16 protein-coding genes are annotated in these 14,925 nt (G+C 68.9%); 7 read left to right on the top strand and 9 right to left on the bottom strand.

Going from position 1 to position 14,925, the window contains the following annotated elements:
• Window positions 1-4 precede the first annotated feature (4 nt).
• The gene (locus BMW35_RS07380) at window positions 5-487 is read left to right on the top strand and encodes a carboxypeptidase-like regulatory domain-containing protein (RefSeq protein ID WP_089668721.1); all 483 of its coding nucleotides are present in this window, start codon (window positions 5-7) and stop codon (window positions 485-487) included.
• 20 nt (window positions 488-507) lie between these two features.
• On the opposite strand, the gene BMW35_RS07375 is transcribed toward BMW35_RS07380, so the two are convergent.
• The 5 genes from BMW35_RS07375 to BMW35_RS07355 all read right to left on the bottom strand — a co-directional run bounded on the left by BMW35_RS07375 (window position 508) and on the right by BMW35_RS07355 (window position 4,782).
• On the bottom strand, window positions 508-1,245 hold the full coding sequence (locus BMW35_RS07375; RefSeq protein ID WP_089668720.1) for a protein-L-isoaspartate O-methyltransferase family protein: 738 nt from the start codon (window positions 1,243-1,245) through the stop codon (window positions 508-510).
• Window positions 1,246-1,267: 22 nt separating this feature from the next.
• Window positions 1,268-2,179, bottom strand: coding sequence for a hypothetical protein (locus BMW35_RS07370; protein ID WP_089668719.1), 912 nt, complete (start codon window positions 2,177-2,179; stop codon window positions 1,268-1,270).
• Between the two features lie 57 nt (window positions 2,180-2,236).
• Window positions 2,237-2,869, bottom strand: coding sequence for a protein-L-isoaspartate(D-aspartate) O-methyltransferase (locus BMW35_RS07365; RefSeq protein ID WP_089668718.1), 633 nt, complete (start codon window positions 2,867-2,869; stop codon window positions 2,237-2,239).
• A 1-nt stretch (window position 2,870) separates the two neighbouring features.
• On the bottom strand, window positions 2,871-3,530 hold the full coding sequence (locus BMW35_RS07360) for an HVO_0476 family zinc finger protein (RefSeq protein WP_089668717.1): 660 nt from the start codon (window positions 3,528-3,530) through the stop codon (window positions 2,871-2,873).
• A gap of 307 nt (window positions 3,531-3,837) precedes the next feature.
• Window positions 3,838-4,782: an aminopeptidase gene (locus tag BMW35_RS07355; RefSeq protein ID WP_089668716.1), complete on the bottom strand. Its 945-nt coding sequence runs from the start codon at window positions 4,780-4,782 to the stop codon at window positions 3,838-3,840.
• A 298-nt stretch (window positions 4,783-5,080) separates the two neighbouring features.
• Between BMW35_RS07355 and BMW35_RS07350 the strand changes: the two genes are divergently transcribed.
• Together BMW35_RS07350 and BMW35_RS07345 are read left to right on the top strand one after the other, a co-directional pair.
• Window positions 5,081-6,088 (top strand): type II glyceraldehyde-3-phosphate dehydrogenase, encoded by a 1,008-nt coding sequence (locus tag BMW35_RS07350; RefSeq protein ID WP_089668715.1) that lies wholly within the window; start codon window positions 5,081-5,083, stop codon window positions 6,086-6,088.
• A 77-nt stretch (window positions 6,089-6,165) separates the two neighbouring features.
• Entirely contained in the window at window positions 6,166-6,552 is a 387-nt protein-coding gene (locus tag BMW35_RS07345) for an Hsp20/alpha crystallin family protein (protein WP_089668714.1), read from the top strand.
• 7 nt (window positions 6,553-6,559) lie between these two features.
• Here the strand turns inward: BMW35_RS07345 and BMW35_RS07340 are convergent, their stop codons facing one another.
• Together BMW35_RS07340 and BMW35_RS07335 are read right to left on the bottom strand one after the other, a co-directional pair.
• Window positions 6,560-7,444 carry an ATP-grasp domain-containing protein gene (locus BMW35_RS07340; protein ID WP_089668713.1) on the bottom strand — a complete coding sequence of 295 codons (885 nt, stop codon included), beginning with the start codon at window positions 7,442-7,444 and terminating at the stop codon, window positions 6,560-6,562.
• 88 nt (window positions 7,445-7,532) lie between these two features.
• Window positions 7,533-8,063, bottom strand: coding sequence for a 50S ribosomal protein L16 (locus BMW35_RS07335; RefSeq protein ID WP_089668712.1), 531 nt, complete (start codon window positions 8,061-8,063; stop codon window positions 7,533-7,535).
• A gap of 157 nt (window positions 8,064-8,220) precedes the next feature.
• Here BMW35_RS07335 and BMW35_RS07330 point away from each other — a divergent pair, with 157 nt between their 5' ends.
• The 4 genes from BMW35_RS07330 to BMW35_RS07315 all read left to right on the top strand — a co-directional run bounded on the left by BMW35_RS07330 (window position 8,221) and on the right by BMW35_RS07315 (window position 13,777).
• Window positions 8,221-9,459 carry a carboxylate--amine ligase gene (locus tag BMW35_RS07330; RefSeq protein ID WP_089668711.1) on the top strand — a complete coding sequence of 413 codons (1,239 nt, stop codon included), beginning with the start codon at window positions 8,221-8,223 and terminating at the stop codon, window positions 9,457-9,459.
• A 219-nt stretch (window positions 9,460-9,678) separates the two neighbouring features.
• On the top strand, window positions 9,679-11,049 hold the full coding sequence (locus BMW35_RS07325; RefSeq protein WP_089668710.1) for an LLM class flavin-dependent oxidoreductase: 1,371 nt from the start codon (window positions 9,679-9,681) through the stop codon (window positions 11,047-11,049).
• 72 nt (window positions 11,050-11,121) lie between these two features.
• On the top strand, window positions 11,122-12,888 hold the full coding sequence (locus BMW35_RS07320; protein ID WP_089668709.1) for an ATP-binding protein: 1,767 nt from the start codon (window positions 11,122-11,124) through the stop codon (window positions 12,886-12,888).
• 46 nt (window positions 12,889-12,934) lie between these two features.
• Entirely contained in the window at window positions 12,935-13,777 is an 843-nt protein-coding gene (locus tag BMW35_RS07315; protein WP_089668708.1) for an aldo/keto reductase, read from the top strand.
• Window positions 13,778-13,894: 117 nt separating this feature from the next.
• Here BMW35_RS07315 and BMW35_RS07310 read toward each other — a convergent pair whose 3' ends face one another.
• Window positions 13,895-14,089 carry a cold-shock protein gene (locus tag BMW35_RS07310; protein WP_049981782.1) on the bottom strand — a complete coding sequence of 65 codons (195 nt, stop codon included), beginning with the start codon at window positions 14,087-14,089 and terminating at the stop codon, window positions 13,895-13,897.
• Between the two features lie 113 nt (window positions 14,090-14,202).
• Complete coding sequence (locus tag BMW35_RS07305) at window positions 14,203-14,859, bottom strand: HAD family hydrolase (RefSeq protein ID WP_089668707.1); 657 nt, start codon at window positions 14,857-14,859, stop codon at window positions 14,203-14,205.
• Between the last annotated feature and the right edge of the window lie 66 nt (window positions 14,860-14,925).

Here is a 14,925-nt window from a genome sequence, read left to right as displayed (position 1 = left end):
GGTCGTGCTCGACTCGCTCCCTGCCGGCCTCCGGAATCGGCTCGCGCTCGGTCAGTTCGCAGACGACGACCGCGGCATCGAGGGGCTGCCCGTCCGGCTCGTCGTCGCGTTCGTCGTCGGCGTCGCCGCCCTCAGCGTGATGCTCAGCATGGTCAACGGCGTGAACACGCTCGCCGTCAGCGAACTCGACGCGAAGCCGAGCCCCGACGTCGTCGAACCAGGCGAGCAGACCGTCGAGGTCACCGCCGTCGACGCCGACGGCGACCCGGTCTCGGGCGCGACGGTCGTCGTGAAGAGCGGGACCGCCGACCTCGACGGCGTCGCCACCGCCACCACGGGCGACAACGGCACCGTCACGCTCGACCTCGACCCCGAACTCGGCCCGAACCAGGACGAGGGCACGCTCGCAATCTCGCTGAAGCCGCCGGCTGGCGACCAGTACGTCGACCGGCGCGAGAACACGAGACTACTGGTGGTCCGCCAGTAGCGGGTCCGAACCCAACGCTGTCAGTAGTCGTCCCAGTCGATCCAGTCGCGCTCCCAGCCCGCCCGCGACTCGGCGGCCTCCGCGGCGCGCTCGCGGTCCTCCCGGACAGTCCGGTTCCGTTCGACCGCGCTCGCCTGCTCGCCGTCGACGAGCAGCGGCGCGAAGGCGACCGGGCCGTAGACGCCAGTGACCTCGCCGTCCTCGATGGCGACGAGGCGCTGGTCGTTGGTTCCCTCCGGGAACACGAGTCGTCCGCCGTCGGCGAGCTGGTCGAGCAGCGCGGGCGGCGCGTCGACCGCCGCGGCCTCCACGAGAATCCGGTCGTAAGGCGCGTACTCAGGGAGGCCGTCGGCCCCGTCCCGGCAGTCCACGAGCACGTCGCCGTACCCCGCGTCCGCGAGATTCCCGCGGGCGTCGTAGACGAGTTGGCGGTCGATGTCGATGGCGTGGACGTGCTCGGGGCCGACGACCTCCGCCAGCACCGCGACCGTGTAGCCGACGCCTGCACCCACCACGAGCACGTCGTCGTCCTCGGCTGGCGCGAGCGCGCCGACCAGACGGGCGACCGTCGACGGTGCCAGAACACGTGTCCCCTCGTGTTCGAAGGTCTGGTCCGTGTAGGCGCGGTGTTCGGCGTCCACGAACTCGTGGCGGGGGACCGCCCGCATCGCTCTGTCGGCCGGCCGCGCGTCCGGCAGCGCCGCCCCGTCGTGGAGGAGGCTGTCGACCATCTCGTCCCGCAGCGCCGCGAACTCCATGCGTCTCGGTCCGCCCCGAAGCCTATTGAACTGCGCGCCTGCGGCCAGCCACGACGCCGTACCGCGTCCCGGGCACGTTCGTAGTCGCGGCGTCGGCGAGTCCGGCTTCGACGAACCACTCGATGACCGTGGATTGCTCTCGGACGGCACCCGCCTCGGTCGTCGCCAGTAGCTCCGCGGTCAACGCCGGGTCGCTCCCGAATCTGTCGACGGTGACGACGACGCCGTCCTCGGCGGCCGACTCGCAGGCAGCCGCGAGCAGGTCGCGGGCGTCCGCCTCGCTCCGCGTGCAGAGCGCGTGCGGGAGGAGGACGAGGTCGGCGTCCGCGTCGACCGGGTCCGTCACGTTCCCCGGCACCAGTTCGACTGGTTCGGGCGCGAGCAGCGGTCGGAGCGAGTCCACGACGGCCGCCTCGTGGCGGAACGCGACGTCGAAGCCCCGCTGGGCGAACTCGACGGCGTGCTGGCCGGCGTCGTCACCGACGACGAGCACCGACTCTGCGTCCGGGTGTTCGCGGACTGCCGCCGTCACCGCCGCTCGGACTTCGGCGTCGGGCCTCGCCGCGGCCGCGCCCAGGCGGTTCCGGAGCCGGGTCTCCTCGTCGACGCCGAACTCCGGAACCTTCCCGGAGCGCATCGCAGCTGGAAGGTCGACGAGCGCGTCCACCACGTCGAGCTTCCGGGGCAGCGAGCCGACCGAGCGCACGTCGGTTTTCGTGATGAAGCCGAGCAGTCTGTTGGTCGGTTCGACGCCGCCACCGACCCACTGCAGGAACCCGAGGTCGACGAGCGCGCCGACGGTCGCCTCGGCCGCGCGCTCGCTCACGCCGGCCTGTTCGGCGACCTCCGCCGGGGTGCCGGCTGTGGAGACGAGCGCGTCCAGCACGCCGGTCTGGCGGGCCGCCCGCAACAGGAGTAGCTCGCGGTAGTCCATACCGGAGGCAGGGCGGCTGCGGTGATAAAGTCAAGCGCCTCGGTGGGCGACGGTCGCTTACTCGCCGCCCTGCATCTCCACGAACCGCACCGCGCCCTCGTCCCGCGTGTCCAGCCCGCCGTCGTCGCGCTTCTCGGCGACGACGAGGCGCTGGCTGCCAGCGCCGATGGGTGCCACCAGCCGGCCGCCAGTCCGTACCTGCTCCACGACGGCGTCCGGGAACTCCGGTGCCGCGCACGTCAGGTAGGCGGCGTCGTAGGGCGCGTGCTCCGGCCAGCCGTCGTGGCCGTCGCCCGTCCGGACGGAGATGTCGCCGTAGCCCGTGCGTTCCAGCGTCTCGCTCGCCCGGTCAGCGAGCGCTCCGACGTACTCCACCGAAAAGACGTTCTGTGCGCCGACCAGTTCGGCCGTGACTGCGGCGTGGTAGCCACAGCCGGTTCCGATTTCGAGCACGCGGTCGCCCGACTGGAGGTCGAGTTCGGTCGCGACGACGGCGACCATGTGCGGCGCGCTGATGGTCGCGCCTTCGCCGATGGGGAGCGGGCGGTCGCTGTACGCCGCCGACCGCCTGTCCTCCGGGACGAACTCGTGTCGCGGCACCGTCCGGATGGCGTCCGCCACACGGTCGCTGACGTTCGGGCGCGTCGCAAGCCCGTCGGCCAACTGGTGTCGTTCGTCCTCCCTGGTCATCCTACCACGCGGACCAGGCCGCGCTCGACTCGTCCGCGCCGTACACGCGTTTCACGTCCTTCGCGAACACCACGTCGCCGTCCTGCCCGAGCTTCGGGAACTTGTAGTCGCCCTCGGCGGACTCCCGCACGTGGACGCCCTGCACCTCGAACTCCTCGTCGCCGAACTCCACGCTCTCGCCGACCACGAACTCGAAGTCGCCGGGCACGTGGACTTCGAGGCTGCGGCTGCCCTCGTCGCTGTCCTCGCGCGGGTGGACGGTCACGTCCACGGAGACGTTGTCCACCGCGCGCGTCCACACGGTCTCGATGTCCTCGACGGCCGCCCGGCTCGTCCGGTCCTCGGGCCCGACCTCGATGCTCGTCACGCGAACCTGCGCGATGGTTTCCTCGGTCTCGACGATGAACTCGTCGCCCTCGTACACCGTCTCCTCCGGGCCGAACTCGGAACGACCAGTGAACGACTCGCCGTCCTGCGAGACCACCACGTCGACCGCTTCGGTGTCCTCGCTCTCCAGGCTCTCCTTGTGGACGTGCCCGCACTCCCCGCACTCCACCGTTACGTGCCCGCCGCCCGTCGTCAGGACCTCGTGGACCGTCTCCAGGTCCGGGGAACAGGACGGACACGACAGCCCGACCTGCTCGCCAGCGTCTACGTTCATACACTGAGTTTGACCGCCCGGACGTAAAAACGCGCGGAGTCTAGCAGGCGAATCGTTCTAATCCGGATTTCGGCCGCTTCTCCGGACGATTTCGCGTAGAAAGCCCCGGCGGGTCGTCGGGCGCTCTGCGCCCGACTGCTCGGGAGACCGAAGGTCTTCCGGCGCTCGCCGCCTGCGACTCGCTGTCGCCGAAAGAGCGCTGTGCGCTCTTTCGAACGATCTCGGCTGGCGAGCCCGCCGCCCCTTTCAATCCCACCGCTACCGGCTGGTCGGTCGTCGACGCGACTTTCGGCCGTCCAGTCGGCCGTTACGGGCTCGGCAACTCAACTTCTTCGCCGTCCGCGTAGACGGTCGGCTCCCGGATGATGCCGTCGAGGTGGAGCGGGGCGTCGGTGTCGCCGCCGATGCCGGCGTCGTCGCCGATTGCGATGTGGACGGTGCCGGCGGCCTTCTCGTCGAGCAGCACGCTGCCGACGAGGTCGGTGACGGCGACGTTCGTCCCGATGCCGAGTTCCGCGAGGTTGTAGGCGTCCTCGCCGACCTGCTCGCTGGCGGCCTCGACCTGCTCGCGAATCTGGTCGTCGGAGATGTCGGTGACGAAGCCGTCCTCGACCTCGAAGCGCAGCTCCTGACCGTCGCCGAGTTTGCCGTGGGGCATCATCGTGCCGTCGACGACGTACGTGCCGTTGGCGTCCACTGGGGAGACGAACACTTCGCCCGCGGGAAGGTTCGAGAAGTCGCCGTCGTCGTGGACGATGCCGGTGTCGTCGCGCCAGTCGCGGTCGCCCGCGTCGAACGTGATGTCGGTGCCGGCGGGCGTCGTCACGCGGACCTCGTCGGCGGCCGCGACCTGCGCGAGCACGTCCTCGCAGTGCTCGGCGATGGTCTCGTAGTCGGCGTCCAGTCCGGTCGTGAACACTTCCTCGGTGATGCCGGGGAGGGTGGCACCGCGAGCGCCGACGTCGTTGGCTGCGCCGCGAGCGCGCGTGTGGCTCAGGCTCTTCGTCGTCGGTGCGAGGAACACGTCGGCGTCCTTCATCGCGGCCGCTACCGGTGCGGGCGGCTCCGCGCCGTGCTGGTCGCCCGGCGGGTACTGGAGGATGGTCGTCGAATCGCTGACCTCGCTGGCGACCTCGTAGAGCGCCTCCCCGATGTCTCGGCGCTCGTCGTCGGTCACGACGACGCAGTCCTCGTCGGCGTCCAGTCCCAGGCACTGTTCGACCGCCGTCTTCGCCGCGTCGCGCAAGCTCATGTCCGGACCTGCGTCCGCTCACCGGATAGCGTTTTCGAGAAAAACGGGTAGGTGGGCGTCACACGTCCGACGGCTCCTCGACGTCCTCGAAGTAGTCCAACTGCGTCTCGGCGTTCTCCGGGAGCTGCCAGTCCTCGCGCTCGTGGGTGCGCTCGGACATACTGCGTCTCGTTCTACGCACGCGCTCCACGAAAGTGCTTCGCTACCACACCACACAGTGGATTTACTCGAAACCCGGTAAATCCGCGCGGAGCCGCCTCGAAACGGTTATCCGGTAGTCCGTGGACCACTCGTGTGTATGCTCCGCGTCGGCATCAACGGCTACGGAACCATCGGGAAGCGCGTCGCGGACGCCGTCGACGCCCAGCCCGACATGGAGGTGGCGGGCGTGGCGAAGACCCGCCCGAACTTCGAAGCGAAACAGGCCCGTGAACGCGGCTTCGACCTCTACGCCGCAATCGAGGACCGCGCCGACCAGTTCGGCGAGGCGGGCGTCGAGACCGCCGGCCTCGTCGACGACCTCGTCGCCGAGAGCGATGTCGTCGTCGACGCCACGCCGTCCGGCATCGGCGCGCAGAACCGCGCGCTCTACGAGGAACACGACACCCCCGCCATCTACCAGGGCGGCGAGGACGCCGACGTCGCCGACGTCTCGTTCAACGCCCGCTCGAACTACGCTGAGGCCGAGGGTGCCGACCACGTCCGCGTCGTCTCCTGCAACACGACGGGGCTCTCCCGGCTGCTCGCGCCCCTCCAGGAGGAGTACGGCGTCGAGAAGGTCCGAACCACGCTCGTCCGGCGCGGCGGCGACCCCGGACAGACGGGACGGGGCCCCATCAACGACATCCTCCCCGACCCCATCTCGATTCCGAGCCACCACGGCCCCGACGTGAACACAATCTTCCCCGACCTCGACATCGACACGCTCGGGCTGAAGGTGCCGGCGACGCTGATGCACATGCACAGCGTGAACGTCACCCTCGAAAGCGAACCGGACGCCGACGAGGTTCGGGATGTCCTCGCGGGACAGTCCCGCATCATGGTCCTCGACAAGGACCTCGGCATCAAGGGCACAGGCCCCCTCAAGGAGTACGCCAAGGACATGGGCCGGCCGCGGGGCGACCTCTGGGAGAACTGCCTCTGGGGCGAGTCCGTCACCACGGTAGGCCGTGATTTCTACTGCTTCCAGGCCATCCACCAGGAGTCCGACGTCGTCCCCGAGAACGTCGACGCCGTCCGGGCGATTACGGGCGAGATGGACGCCGAGGAGTCGGTCGCAACCACGAACGACGCGCTCGGGCTCTGAAACGGCCGCTAGCGCTTCGTGTGGCCGAGACTAACACAGACCGAACTCTTTTCCACAGGCCACACCTACGCCGGCCCATGAGACGCGACGACCGGGACGACCCCTTCGACGACATCTTCCGCGAGATCGAGCGCATGATGGAGGACATGATGGGGGCCGGCCAGGGCCTCGATCGCGGCGACCAGTCCGGGTTCGCCTCCAGCACTCACGTGGACGTCCACGAGACCGACGACGAAGTCCGAGTCATCGCCGACCTGCCGGGCGTCGAGAAAGACGACATCTCGATTCAGTGCGACGGCGACTCCGTCACTGTCAGCGCGCACTCGGGCACCCGCGAGTACGACGAACGCATCGACCTCCCGGGCCGCGTCGACGCCCGGTCCGGCGACGCCACCTACAACAACGGCGTCCTCGAAGTCGCGTTCGACCGCACCGACACCTCGACGAACATCGACGTCCAGTAAGCCCGCCCTACTCGCTGTTCTCTCCCCGCTCCCCAGCGTCTTCGACTGACCCGGCAGCCCGCCGAATCAGCGCCGCCAGCCTGTCGTAGAACCCGTCCTCGTACTTCGCCTCGTCGTCGATGGTGGGTCGCGCGTTCGTCTCGGAGACCACTGCGCGCTCCTCCGTCGCGAGGATGTCCACGCCCAGGAAGTCGACATCGAGCGCCGCCGCTGCGTCGACGGCGAGCGCCCGCAGTCGTTCGGGGAGGTCGACGCCGGTCGCGGTCGCGCCGCCGTGGACGTTGTGCTTCCAGCCCGGTGACTCCCGGCGCACTGCGCCGACGACCTCGCCGTCCAGCACCATCACGCGGTAGTCGACGGCGTCCGCCAGGTACTCCTGAATCAGGTAGGATTTGTCGCCGGTCGCGCGGTAGTCGTGGACCAACTCCAGATAATCCGTGACGCCGTCCAGCGAGTCCGGGTCGTGGACCTTCGTCACGCCGACGCCCCGGGTCGTCGAGTTCGGCTTCACGACCACCGGCGGCTTGAGCGCGGTGAGTACGTCCCGTACCTCGCTCGCATCGGCGGGATTCGAGACGTAGGCGGTCTCCGGAACGGGGACATCGGCCGCCGCAAGGGTCGCCAGCGCGCCCGCCTTGTTCCGTGACCGAAGCACCGCCGCCCGGTCGTTCACCCACGGCACGTCGAGGAACGCGTCTACGACACCTCCCTCCATCAGGCGACTCGGGAACACGAACCCGGCGTCGAACCGCGACGCGTCGAACGGCGGGTCGCCCAGATGCGTCACCGTCTCCTGCACGGTCACGTGCTCGGCGCGGATTCCGCGGTCGGCCAGCGGTCCCGTCATCCGCTCGAAGGTCTCCGCGTCGTTCGCGACCGCCAGCCCCAGCATACCATCCAGTCGGGACTCCGTGACGAAAAAGCCGCCGCTACGAGAGACGACGAATCCGGCGAGAACCGAGGAACCGGTATCTCGGTCGTTACCGGACGAGAAGTTCGTTACCGCGCTCGACGTTGATCTTGCACGGCGGCGTGATCTTGTTGTAGGCGCGACGGAACGCCTCCTTCACTTCTTCCGCTTGGTCCACGTCGCAGTACGCCGTGAACAGCTGCTCGCCCGGGTAGATACGGGCGGCGGTGCCGACCGGGACGCCGAACGCCTGACGCATCCCGTCGGAGACACGGTCCGCACCCGCGCCGGTCGCCTGCTTGTTCTCCCGGATGATCTGGTGGGGGAACTTGCGGAGTCGCATCTTGTAGTTGCCCTCACCGAGTTCCTTGATGAGGTGGCGGTTCGCCGACAGCCGTGCAGCCTCCAGCGAGCCGTGGCGGAGCTGGCACTGCTCCTCGGGCGCGAGGCTGATCTGGACGGGGTAGTCGTCGGCATCGGCCTGCAGGTCGCCCATCTGGTGCTGGGCGATCTTCGAGCCGGGAATCCCGGTGACGTAGTCCCGTCGCGTGTAGGACGGCTTGTCGATTTTCCGGTACATGGACGCCGGATTGTCGGACATGGTTACTACCCGTGGCTCAGGGTCAGCGCGCGAATAAAGGCTTCGAACCGTCGCCGAGAATCCGGCGCGCTGGCCGCGTTCCGCGAGCCTGTCCCGACTACCGGCGACCACTCGGGGTACCGGGTCGCTTTAGCCCGCCCGTCGGGAACACGCCGCCATGACCTTTCAGGAGTTCGACGCGCTCCGCGAGTCGCTCTCGGCAGCCGACTTCGACCGGCCGCCCGCGTTCGTCGCGAACGCCCACGTCACCGGCCTCTCCGTGGCGCGCGCGCTCGACGACTACGGGGTCCCCGTCGTCGCGCTCGACCGCTCGGGTGACGGCGCAGCACCCCCCTCTGACGCCGCCGACTACGCCGGACGCGTCACGTACCCGCTCGACGACCAGGCGGGCTTCCGCGAGGACGTCGAAGCCCTCGCGGCGGAACTCGATCACGAGCCCGTAGCGTTCGGCTGCATGGACGAGTGGGCGCTCGCGTTCGCCGAAACCGAGCCCGAGGGCGTCCGACTGCCGTTCGCGGACAGCGAGACGCTTGACGCCGTCCTCGACAAGACAAGCCTCTACGACCGCTGCGAGGAACTGGGCGTCCCCTACCCGGAGACCCACCACCTCTCCAGGACCGACCCCGAGGAGGCCGCCGACGAACTCGGCTTCCCGCTCGTACTCAAGCCCGCCCGCAAGCGCGAATTCGAGGAGGCCGTCGGCACGAACGTCGTCGAGGTCGCGGACCGCGAGGAGTACCACGATGTCGTCGAGATGGCCGAGGAGACCGGTATCGAGGTCATGGCCCAAGAGAAGGTCCCGGTCGCGCGGGGCGAGGACCAGTCGCTGGCCTCCTACGTCCCCGAGTCCGGCGACCCACTCGCGGTCGTCGGGAACGCTCGTGTCCGCGCGCCGCTCGGCTACGGCACGTCCTGCGTCGTCGAGACTGTCGAGAACCCCGACCTCCGCGAGCGCGCGCTCTCGGTCGTCGAGGATGCGGGCTACCACGGCATCAGCGAGGCGGAGTTCGTCTACGACCGCGACCGCGGCGAGTACGTCCTCCTCGATGTCAACACCCGCCCGTGGAAGTGGATCAGCATGCCCGTCCGGGCGGGCGCGAACCTCCCGATGGCCGCCTACAGCGACGCGACCGCCGGCGTGGACGCCGCACCGGGCTACGAGTCGGACGGTGTCCGAGACGCGCGCTGGGTCTCCCTCGAAGACTACCTCCCGCTGGTCGCCGGCGGCGAGACAGGCGACGTGCTCGCCAGCGAGGACTGGCAGGCGCTCGTCTCCGGTGCCTTCGAGGAGTCCGGCGACCTCACCACCGCCGTCTACCGGCCGAGCGACCCAGCACCGATCGCCCACCGTCTGGACGTCGAGTTCGCCGACCGCGACTACTACTGCTCCTGCTGAGATTCAAGTGCGAGGGCGGGACCACCCCGGTGCGTGACCTGACCGTCGCCCGGTGTGCGCGGACGCGGAACGGTGGCACCGCGCACCGGTGCAGCCCCGCCACCTGCACGCCCTTTTCCCGGCAGCCGTAACCCCAGCGGTTCTTGCCGAGGTCTGTGACAACGCCACGCAGTCGCCGGTGTCGACCCGGGTAAACACCGTCGCCGCGAACGCCGTGCCATGACCGACGACGCCGAGGACGGTGCTGCCAGCGACCGGTTGCGCCTCAACCTCTTCACGATGAACGCCGTGGAGCACGTGTCCGTCGGCTCCTGGCGGCTCCCCGGCGACCAGAGCCACCGGTACAGCGACCGGGAGTACTGGACTGATGTCGCGCGCACGGCCGAGCGCGGCGGCTTCGACGCCGTCTTCTTCGCGGATGTCCGCGGCATCTACGACGTCTTCGGCGGCGACCGGGAGACGGCAATCGAGAAAGCCGTCCAGACGCCGTCGAACGACCCGGCGTACCTGATTCCCGCGATGGCCGAGGTGACCGACGACATCGGGTTCGCGGTGACGAAGTCCACGTCCTACAACCATCCCTACCAGCTCGCCCGCGAGTTCTCCACGCTCGACCACCTCACGGACGGCCGCGTCGCCTTCAACGTCGTCACCTCCTACCTCGAATCCGCGGCCGCGAACCTCGGCTACGACGACCGCCTCGACCACGACGAGCGCTACGACCGCGCCGACGAGTTCATGGACGTGCTGTACGCCCTCTGGGAGGACTCCTGGGAGGACGATGCCGTCGTCCGGGACGAGGACGCGGCGACGTTCAGCGACCCCGAGAAGGTCCACGGCATCGACCACGAGGGCGAGCACTTCGACGTGCCGGGTCCCCACAGCGCCGAGCCGTCGCCACAGCGCACGCCCGTCCTCTATCAGGCGGGCTCGTCGGACCGCGGCCGCGAGTTCGCCGCCGAACACGCCGAAGCCGTCTTCGTCAGCCAGCCCTCGGACGACGCCGTCGTCGACTACATGGCGGACCTCCGGGAGCGTGCCGCAGCCCACGGCCGCGACCCCGACGACCTCGCGTTCTTCCCCGGCATCGTCCCCATCGTCGGCGAGACGGAGGCAATCGCGGAGGCGAAACACGACGCGTACCGGGACGCCATCGACACCGAAGGGGTGCTCGCGCTCATGTCCGGGTTCGTGGATATGGACCTCTCTGAACTCGACCCCGACCAGGAACTCGAACACATCGAGACGGAGGCCATCCAGGGCGTCGTGAACGCGTTCACGTCGAACGACGACCGCGACTGGACGGTCCGCGAGGTCGCCGAGTTCGCCGGCCTCGGGACGACTTCCCCTGTCGTTGTCGGGACGCCCGAGCAGGTCGCGGACGTCTTCGAGCACTGGTTCCACGACGTCGGCGTCGACGGTTTCAACGTCAAGGAGGTCGCGCGCCCCGACAGCGTCCGGGACTTCGTCGACCTCGTCGTGCCGGAGCTCCGCGAGCGCGGCCTGCTCGCTGACCCCGAGGGCGAGACACTGCGCGAGTCGACGTTCGGCCGGCGTGGCCTCCCCGACGACCACCCGGGTAGCCGGTAAGCCTGCTCGGGACGCGTTCCGGCCGCGCCGGTGGGGCAACCGTTTTCCCACCGGCTCGCGTGGCTCCGCTCGATGACCGAAGCCGCGGACGCCGACGAGCAGCGGATTCGCGTCGGGGAGCTCGCGGACGGCAGCCCGCTGGAGTTCCCCATCGTGGAGGTGCTGACGGGCCGCGCGTTCGTCACCGGGAAGTCCGGCTCGGGGAAGTCCAACACGACGAGCGTCGTCGTCGAGGAGCTGCTGGAGGCCGGCTACCCCGTCCTCATCGTCGACACGGACGGCGAGTACTACGGCCTGAAAGAGGAGTACGAACTCCTGCACGCGGGCGCGGACGAGGAGTGTGACATCCAGGTCGGGACCGAGCACGCCGAGAAGCTCGCGCACCTCGCGCTGGAGGAGAACGTCCCCATCATCCTCGACGTCTCGGGCTACCTGGACGGCGACGAGGCCGACGAACTGCTGCGGGAGACGGTCCGCCAGATTTTCGCGAAGGAGAAGAAGCTGAAGAAGCCGTTCCTGCTGGTGGTCGAGGAGTGCCACGAGTACATCCCGGAGGGCGGCGGGATGGACGAGACCGGCAACCTCCTCATCAAGGTCGGGAAGCGCGGCCGCAAACACGGGCTGGGCATTGTCGGCATCAGCCAGCGGCCGGCGGACGTGAAGAAGGACTTCATCACGCAGGCGAACTGGCTGGTCTGGCACCGGCTCACGTGGGACAACGACACGAACGTGGTGAGCCGCATCGTCGGCAGCGAGTACGCCGACGAGGTCGTGGACCTGAACGACGGGGAGGCGTTCGTGCAGATGGACTGGAGCGACGAGAACGTCGAGCGCGTGCAGTTCAAGCGCAAGCGGACGTTCGACGCCGGCGCGACCCCGGGTCTCGACGACTTCGAGCGCCCGGACCTGAAGTCCGTTTCCGGCTCGCTGATGGAGGATCTGGACGACATCACGAGCCGCAAGGAGCAGGAGCAGGACCGAATCGCGGAGCTGGAGTCGAAGGTGGAGAACCGCGAGGAGCGAATCGCGGAACTGGAGTCCGAACTGGAGACCGCACGCGACGTCTCCGCTGCGGCGCGGAAGATGGCGAACGCGCTCGCGCACGGTGACGGCGTCCAGCCGGACTCCTATCAGGCGACGCTGCAGACGAAAAACGAGCAGATCGAACGTCTGGAGGCTCGAATCGACGAGCTGGAGGACCGCGTCACGGGCTCGGCAGACGACAGCGAACCGGACGGCGACGACCGCGAGGCGTCGGACGACGCCGAGCCCACCGCCGACGCGGACGCTGGGGGCGCGGACGCGGAGCCGCCGGTTACTGGGGACGCTGAGCCACCAACCGCCGCCGAGGCGTCCGCGTTCTCGTTCGGCGACGACGAACACGAGAGCCGCGACGCGCTCGTGGACGCCGTTCAGGATCGGTTGCGGCGGCGGGGCGAGCGCCTTCAAGTGGAGGACGGCGACGGCGGTGACGGGTCGGTCGGGGACGCGGACAGCGACGCGCCGGAGCCGGAGACGGTCGTCGACCTCCTGCAGGCACCGCCGGTGGTGACGCGCGTGAACGCGGCGCGCCGGGAGTCGAACTGTAACGACGAGGCGGCGTGGTCGGTCGTCACCGAACTCGCGACCACGCCGGGTGCGACCGCCCACGATCTCGCCGAGGCGACGGGGGCCGACATCGAGGGAGTCCACACGCTGCTGTCCGAACTGAAGGGCCGCGACCTCGTCCTGCGACAGGACCGCGAGTACGCGTTCCACGTCCGCCAGCTCCGGGCGCTCGTCGCCGAGGACGACCCGTCGAAACCCCGGACCGAGCTCCGGGACCAGTGGCAGCCGTAGGTTCCGCCACCCCCACGCCTATTCTGCCGGCTGTCGTGTACCCGGTATGGCACCAGCCAACGACAGCGACACGTTCGACATCGGCGGCGACGCGACCGTCCACCGGATGGGGTACGGCGCGATGCGCATCACCGGTCCGGACATCGTCGGCGCGCCCGACGACGAGGACGCCGCGCGGGACGTGGTCCGGCGCGCGGTCGAACTGGGCGTGGACTTCGTGGACACCGCTGACTCGTACGGGCCGGGAGCCAGCGAGCGCCTCCTCCGCGAAGCACTCGGTGAGAACGACGACGTGTTCGTCGCGACGAAGGCCGGCCTGCTGCGGACGCGCGACGGCGACTGGCTGCCCCACGGTGAGCCCGACTTCCTCGAGAATCAGGCGCTGTGCTCGCTCGACCGCCTCGGCGTCGACTCCATCGACCTGCTGCAACTGCACTCCCCGGACCCGGACACGCCGTTCGAGGACTCCGTCCACCGGCTCGCGGAACTGAAAGACGCCGGCCTCGTCGACCACGTCGGCCTCAGCAACGTCTCCGTCGACCAACTGGAGAGCGCCCGTGACATCGTCGACGTGGCGACCGTTCAGAACGAGTACAACGTCGCGAACCGCGACCACGAGGACGTACTCTCGGCCTGCGAGGACTACGAGATCGGCTTCATCCCGTACTTCCCAATCGGCGGTGGCGACCTCGGCGAGCAGCGCGAGCCCCTGGAGGCGGTCGCCGACGACCACGACGCGACCGTCCGTCAGGTCGCGCTCGCGTGGCTGCTCGACCACTCGCCGGTGACACTCCCCATCCCGGGAACGTCCAGTATCGACCACCTCGAATCGAACGTCGCCGCCACCCAGCTGTCGCTGACTGACGACAACCGCGACCGCCTCGCGTAGCTCTCGCTACCGGGGTGGCGTCGATAGAATTCGTCGAGTGAGCCTCTCGGCCTCACCCGCGTACACTCCACGCTGGAGTGTTCCTGTCTGGAAACGATTCGTCCGAACGGTTACCGATTACAGACGGGTGAGGTTCGTCGCGCGCGGGCCTTTGTCGGCCTGCTCGATGTCGAACTCGACCTCCTGTCCCTCCTCCAGGTCCGGGCCGCCGACGTCCTCCATGTGGAAGAAAACGTCTTCGTCCGCGTCCTCAGTCTCGATGAAACCGTAGCCGCCAGTGTCGTTGAAGAAGTCAACGGTGCCTGTCGCCATTGCAACCGTACAGAGAGGCTTGTCACTCATAATCCTTGTGGGCGCAGGGCGACCGGCTGAGGCAGCCCGAGAGACCCCATCGGGGCCGGAGGGCCGTTAGACTCCTCGCTCGATTACTCGCAGATATCGTGCAGGTCGCTGAGGCAGTCGATGTCCCAGGTCGGCCAGACGTTCAGTTCCCAGCTCTCGCGGTGGGGTCGCCGGATGAACGCCGAGTCGATGCCGGCGTTCTCGGCGGCGCGGATGTCGCTCTCGTTGTCGCCGACGAACAGCGCGGTGTCGGCGTCGAGGTCCGCGAGCGCGCGGTCGATGTAGTGGGAGTTCGGCTTCCGTCGCTCGAGGCTCTGAATCGTCGGCTCGCGGCCGTACGCGGTGCCGAAGAGGTCTCGGACGCCGAAGTGGTCGAGGACGAAGTCCACGGTGGCCTGCTGGTTCGAGGACACGATGCCCATGTTCACGTCGAGGGTCTCCAGCGTGTCGAGGTCGTCGTAGAGGGTCTTGCGACCCTCCCGGACTTCGTCTCGCTGGGCTTCCGTGAGCGCCTTGTCGCGCTCCGGCCAGAAGTCCTTCGGGGAGATGCCGTACCGGCTGCAGACGTCTCCCACGGTCTTGGGGGTCGCACCGATGGTCATCGCCTCGACGTCTTCTGGGTCGGGGTCTTCTACGTCGAACCGGTTGAACGTCTCCTCGGTGGCCCGCTCCAGTACGTCGTACCGGGTGCGGCCAACGAGGACCCCGTCGTTGTCGAACACGACGGTGTCGTAGGTCATAGCCGTGATAGAGCGCGCGCACTGATAAGCGTTTCATCGAATTGCCAGTGCTGCCGCCTCGCTGTC

The sequence above is a fragment of the Halobacterium jilantaiense genome (assembly GCF_900110535.1).
In the GTDB taxonomy this organism is placed as follows: domain Archaea; phylum Halobacteriota; class Halobacteria; order Halobacteriales; family Halobacteriaceae; genus Halobacterium; species Halobacterium jilantaiense.
The sequence above is the reverse complement of the archived record's forward strand: the minus strand, read 5'-3'. Positions and strand labels throughout refer to the sequence as shown.

Coding starts and splice junctions, on each gene's coding strand:
- BMW35_RS07375 (WP_089668720.1), bottom strand. CDS start 1,245: ATGGAGTTCGCGGCGCTGCGGGACGAGATGGTCGACAGCCTCCTCCAC.
- BMW35_RS07370 (WP_089668719.1), bottom strand. CDS start 2,179: ATGGACTACCGCGAGCTACTCCTGTTGCGGGCGGCCCGCCAGACCGGC.
- BMW35_RS07365 (WP_089668718.1), bottom strand. CDS start 2,869: ATGACCAGGGAGGACGAACGACACCAGTTGGCCGACGGGCTTGCGACG.
- BMW35_RS07360 (WP_089668717.1), bottom strand. CDS start 3,530: ATGAACGTAGACGCTGGCGAGCAGGTCGGGCTGTCGTGTCCGTCCTGT.
- BMW35_RS07355 (WP_089668716.1), bottom strand. CDS start 4,782: ATGAGCTTGCGCGACGCGGCGAAGACGGCGGTCGAACAGTGCCTGGGA.
- BMW35_RS07350 (WP_089668715.1), top strand. CDS start 5,081: ATGCTCCGCGTCGGCATCAACGGCTACGGAACCATCGGGAAGCGCGTC.
- BMW35_RS07345 (WP_089668714.1), top strand. CDS start 6,166: ATGAGACGCGACGACCGGGACGACCCCTTCGACGACATCTTCCGCGAG.
- BMW35_RS07340 (WP_089668713.1), bottom strand. CDS start 7,444: ATGCTGGGGCTGGCGGTCGCGAACGACGCGGAGACCTTCGAGCGGATG.
- BMW35_RS07335 (WP_089668712.1), bottom strand. CDS start 8,063: ATGTCCGACAATCCGGCGTCCATGTACCGGAAAATCGACAAGCCGTCC.
- BMW35_RS07330 (WP_089668711.1), top strand. CDS start 8,221: ATGACCTTTCAGGAGTTCGACGCGCTCCGCGAGTCGCTCTCGGCAGCC.
- BMW35_RS07325 (WP_089668710.1), top strand. CDS start 9,679: ATGACCGACGACGCCGAGGACGGTGCTGCCAGCGACCGGTTGCGCCTC.
- BMW35_RS07320 (WP_089668709.1), top strand. CDS start 11,122: ATGACCGAAGCCGCGGACGCCGACGAGCAGCGGATTCGCGTCGGGGAG.
- BMW35_RS07315 (WP_089668708.1), top strand. CDS start 12,935: ATGGCACCAGCCAACGACAGCGACACGTTCGACATCGGCGGCGACGCG.
- BMW35_RS07310 (WP_049981782.1), bottom strand. CDS start 14,089: ATGGCGACAGGCACCGTTGACTTCTTCAACGACACTGGCGGCTACGGT.
- BMW35_RS07305 (WP_089668707.1), bottom strand. CDS start 14,859: ATGACCTACGACACCGTCGTGTTCGACAACGACGGGGTCCTCGTTGGC.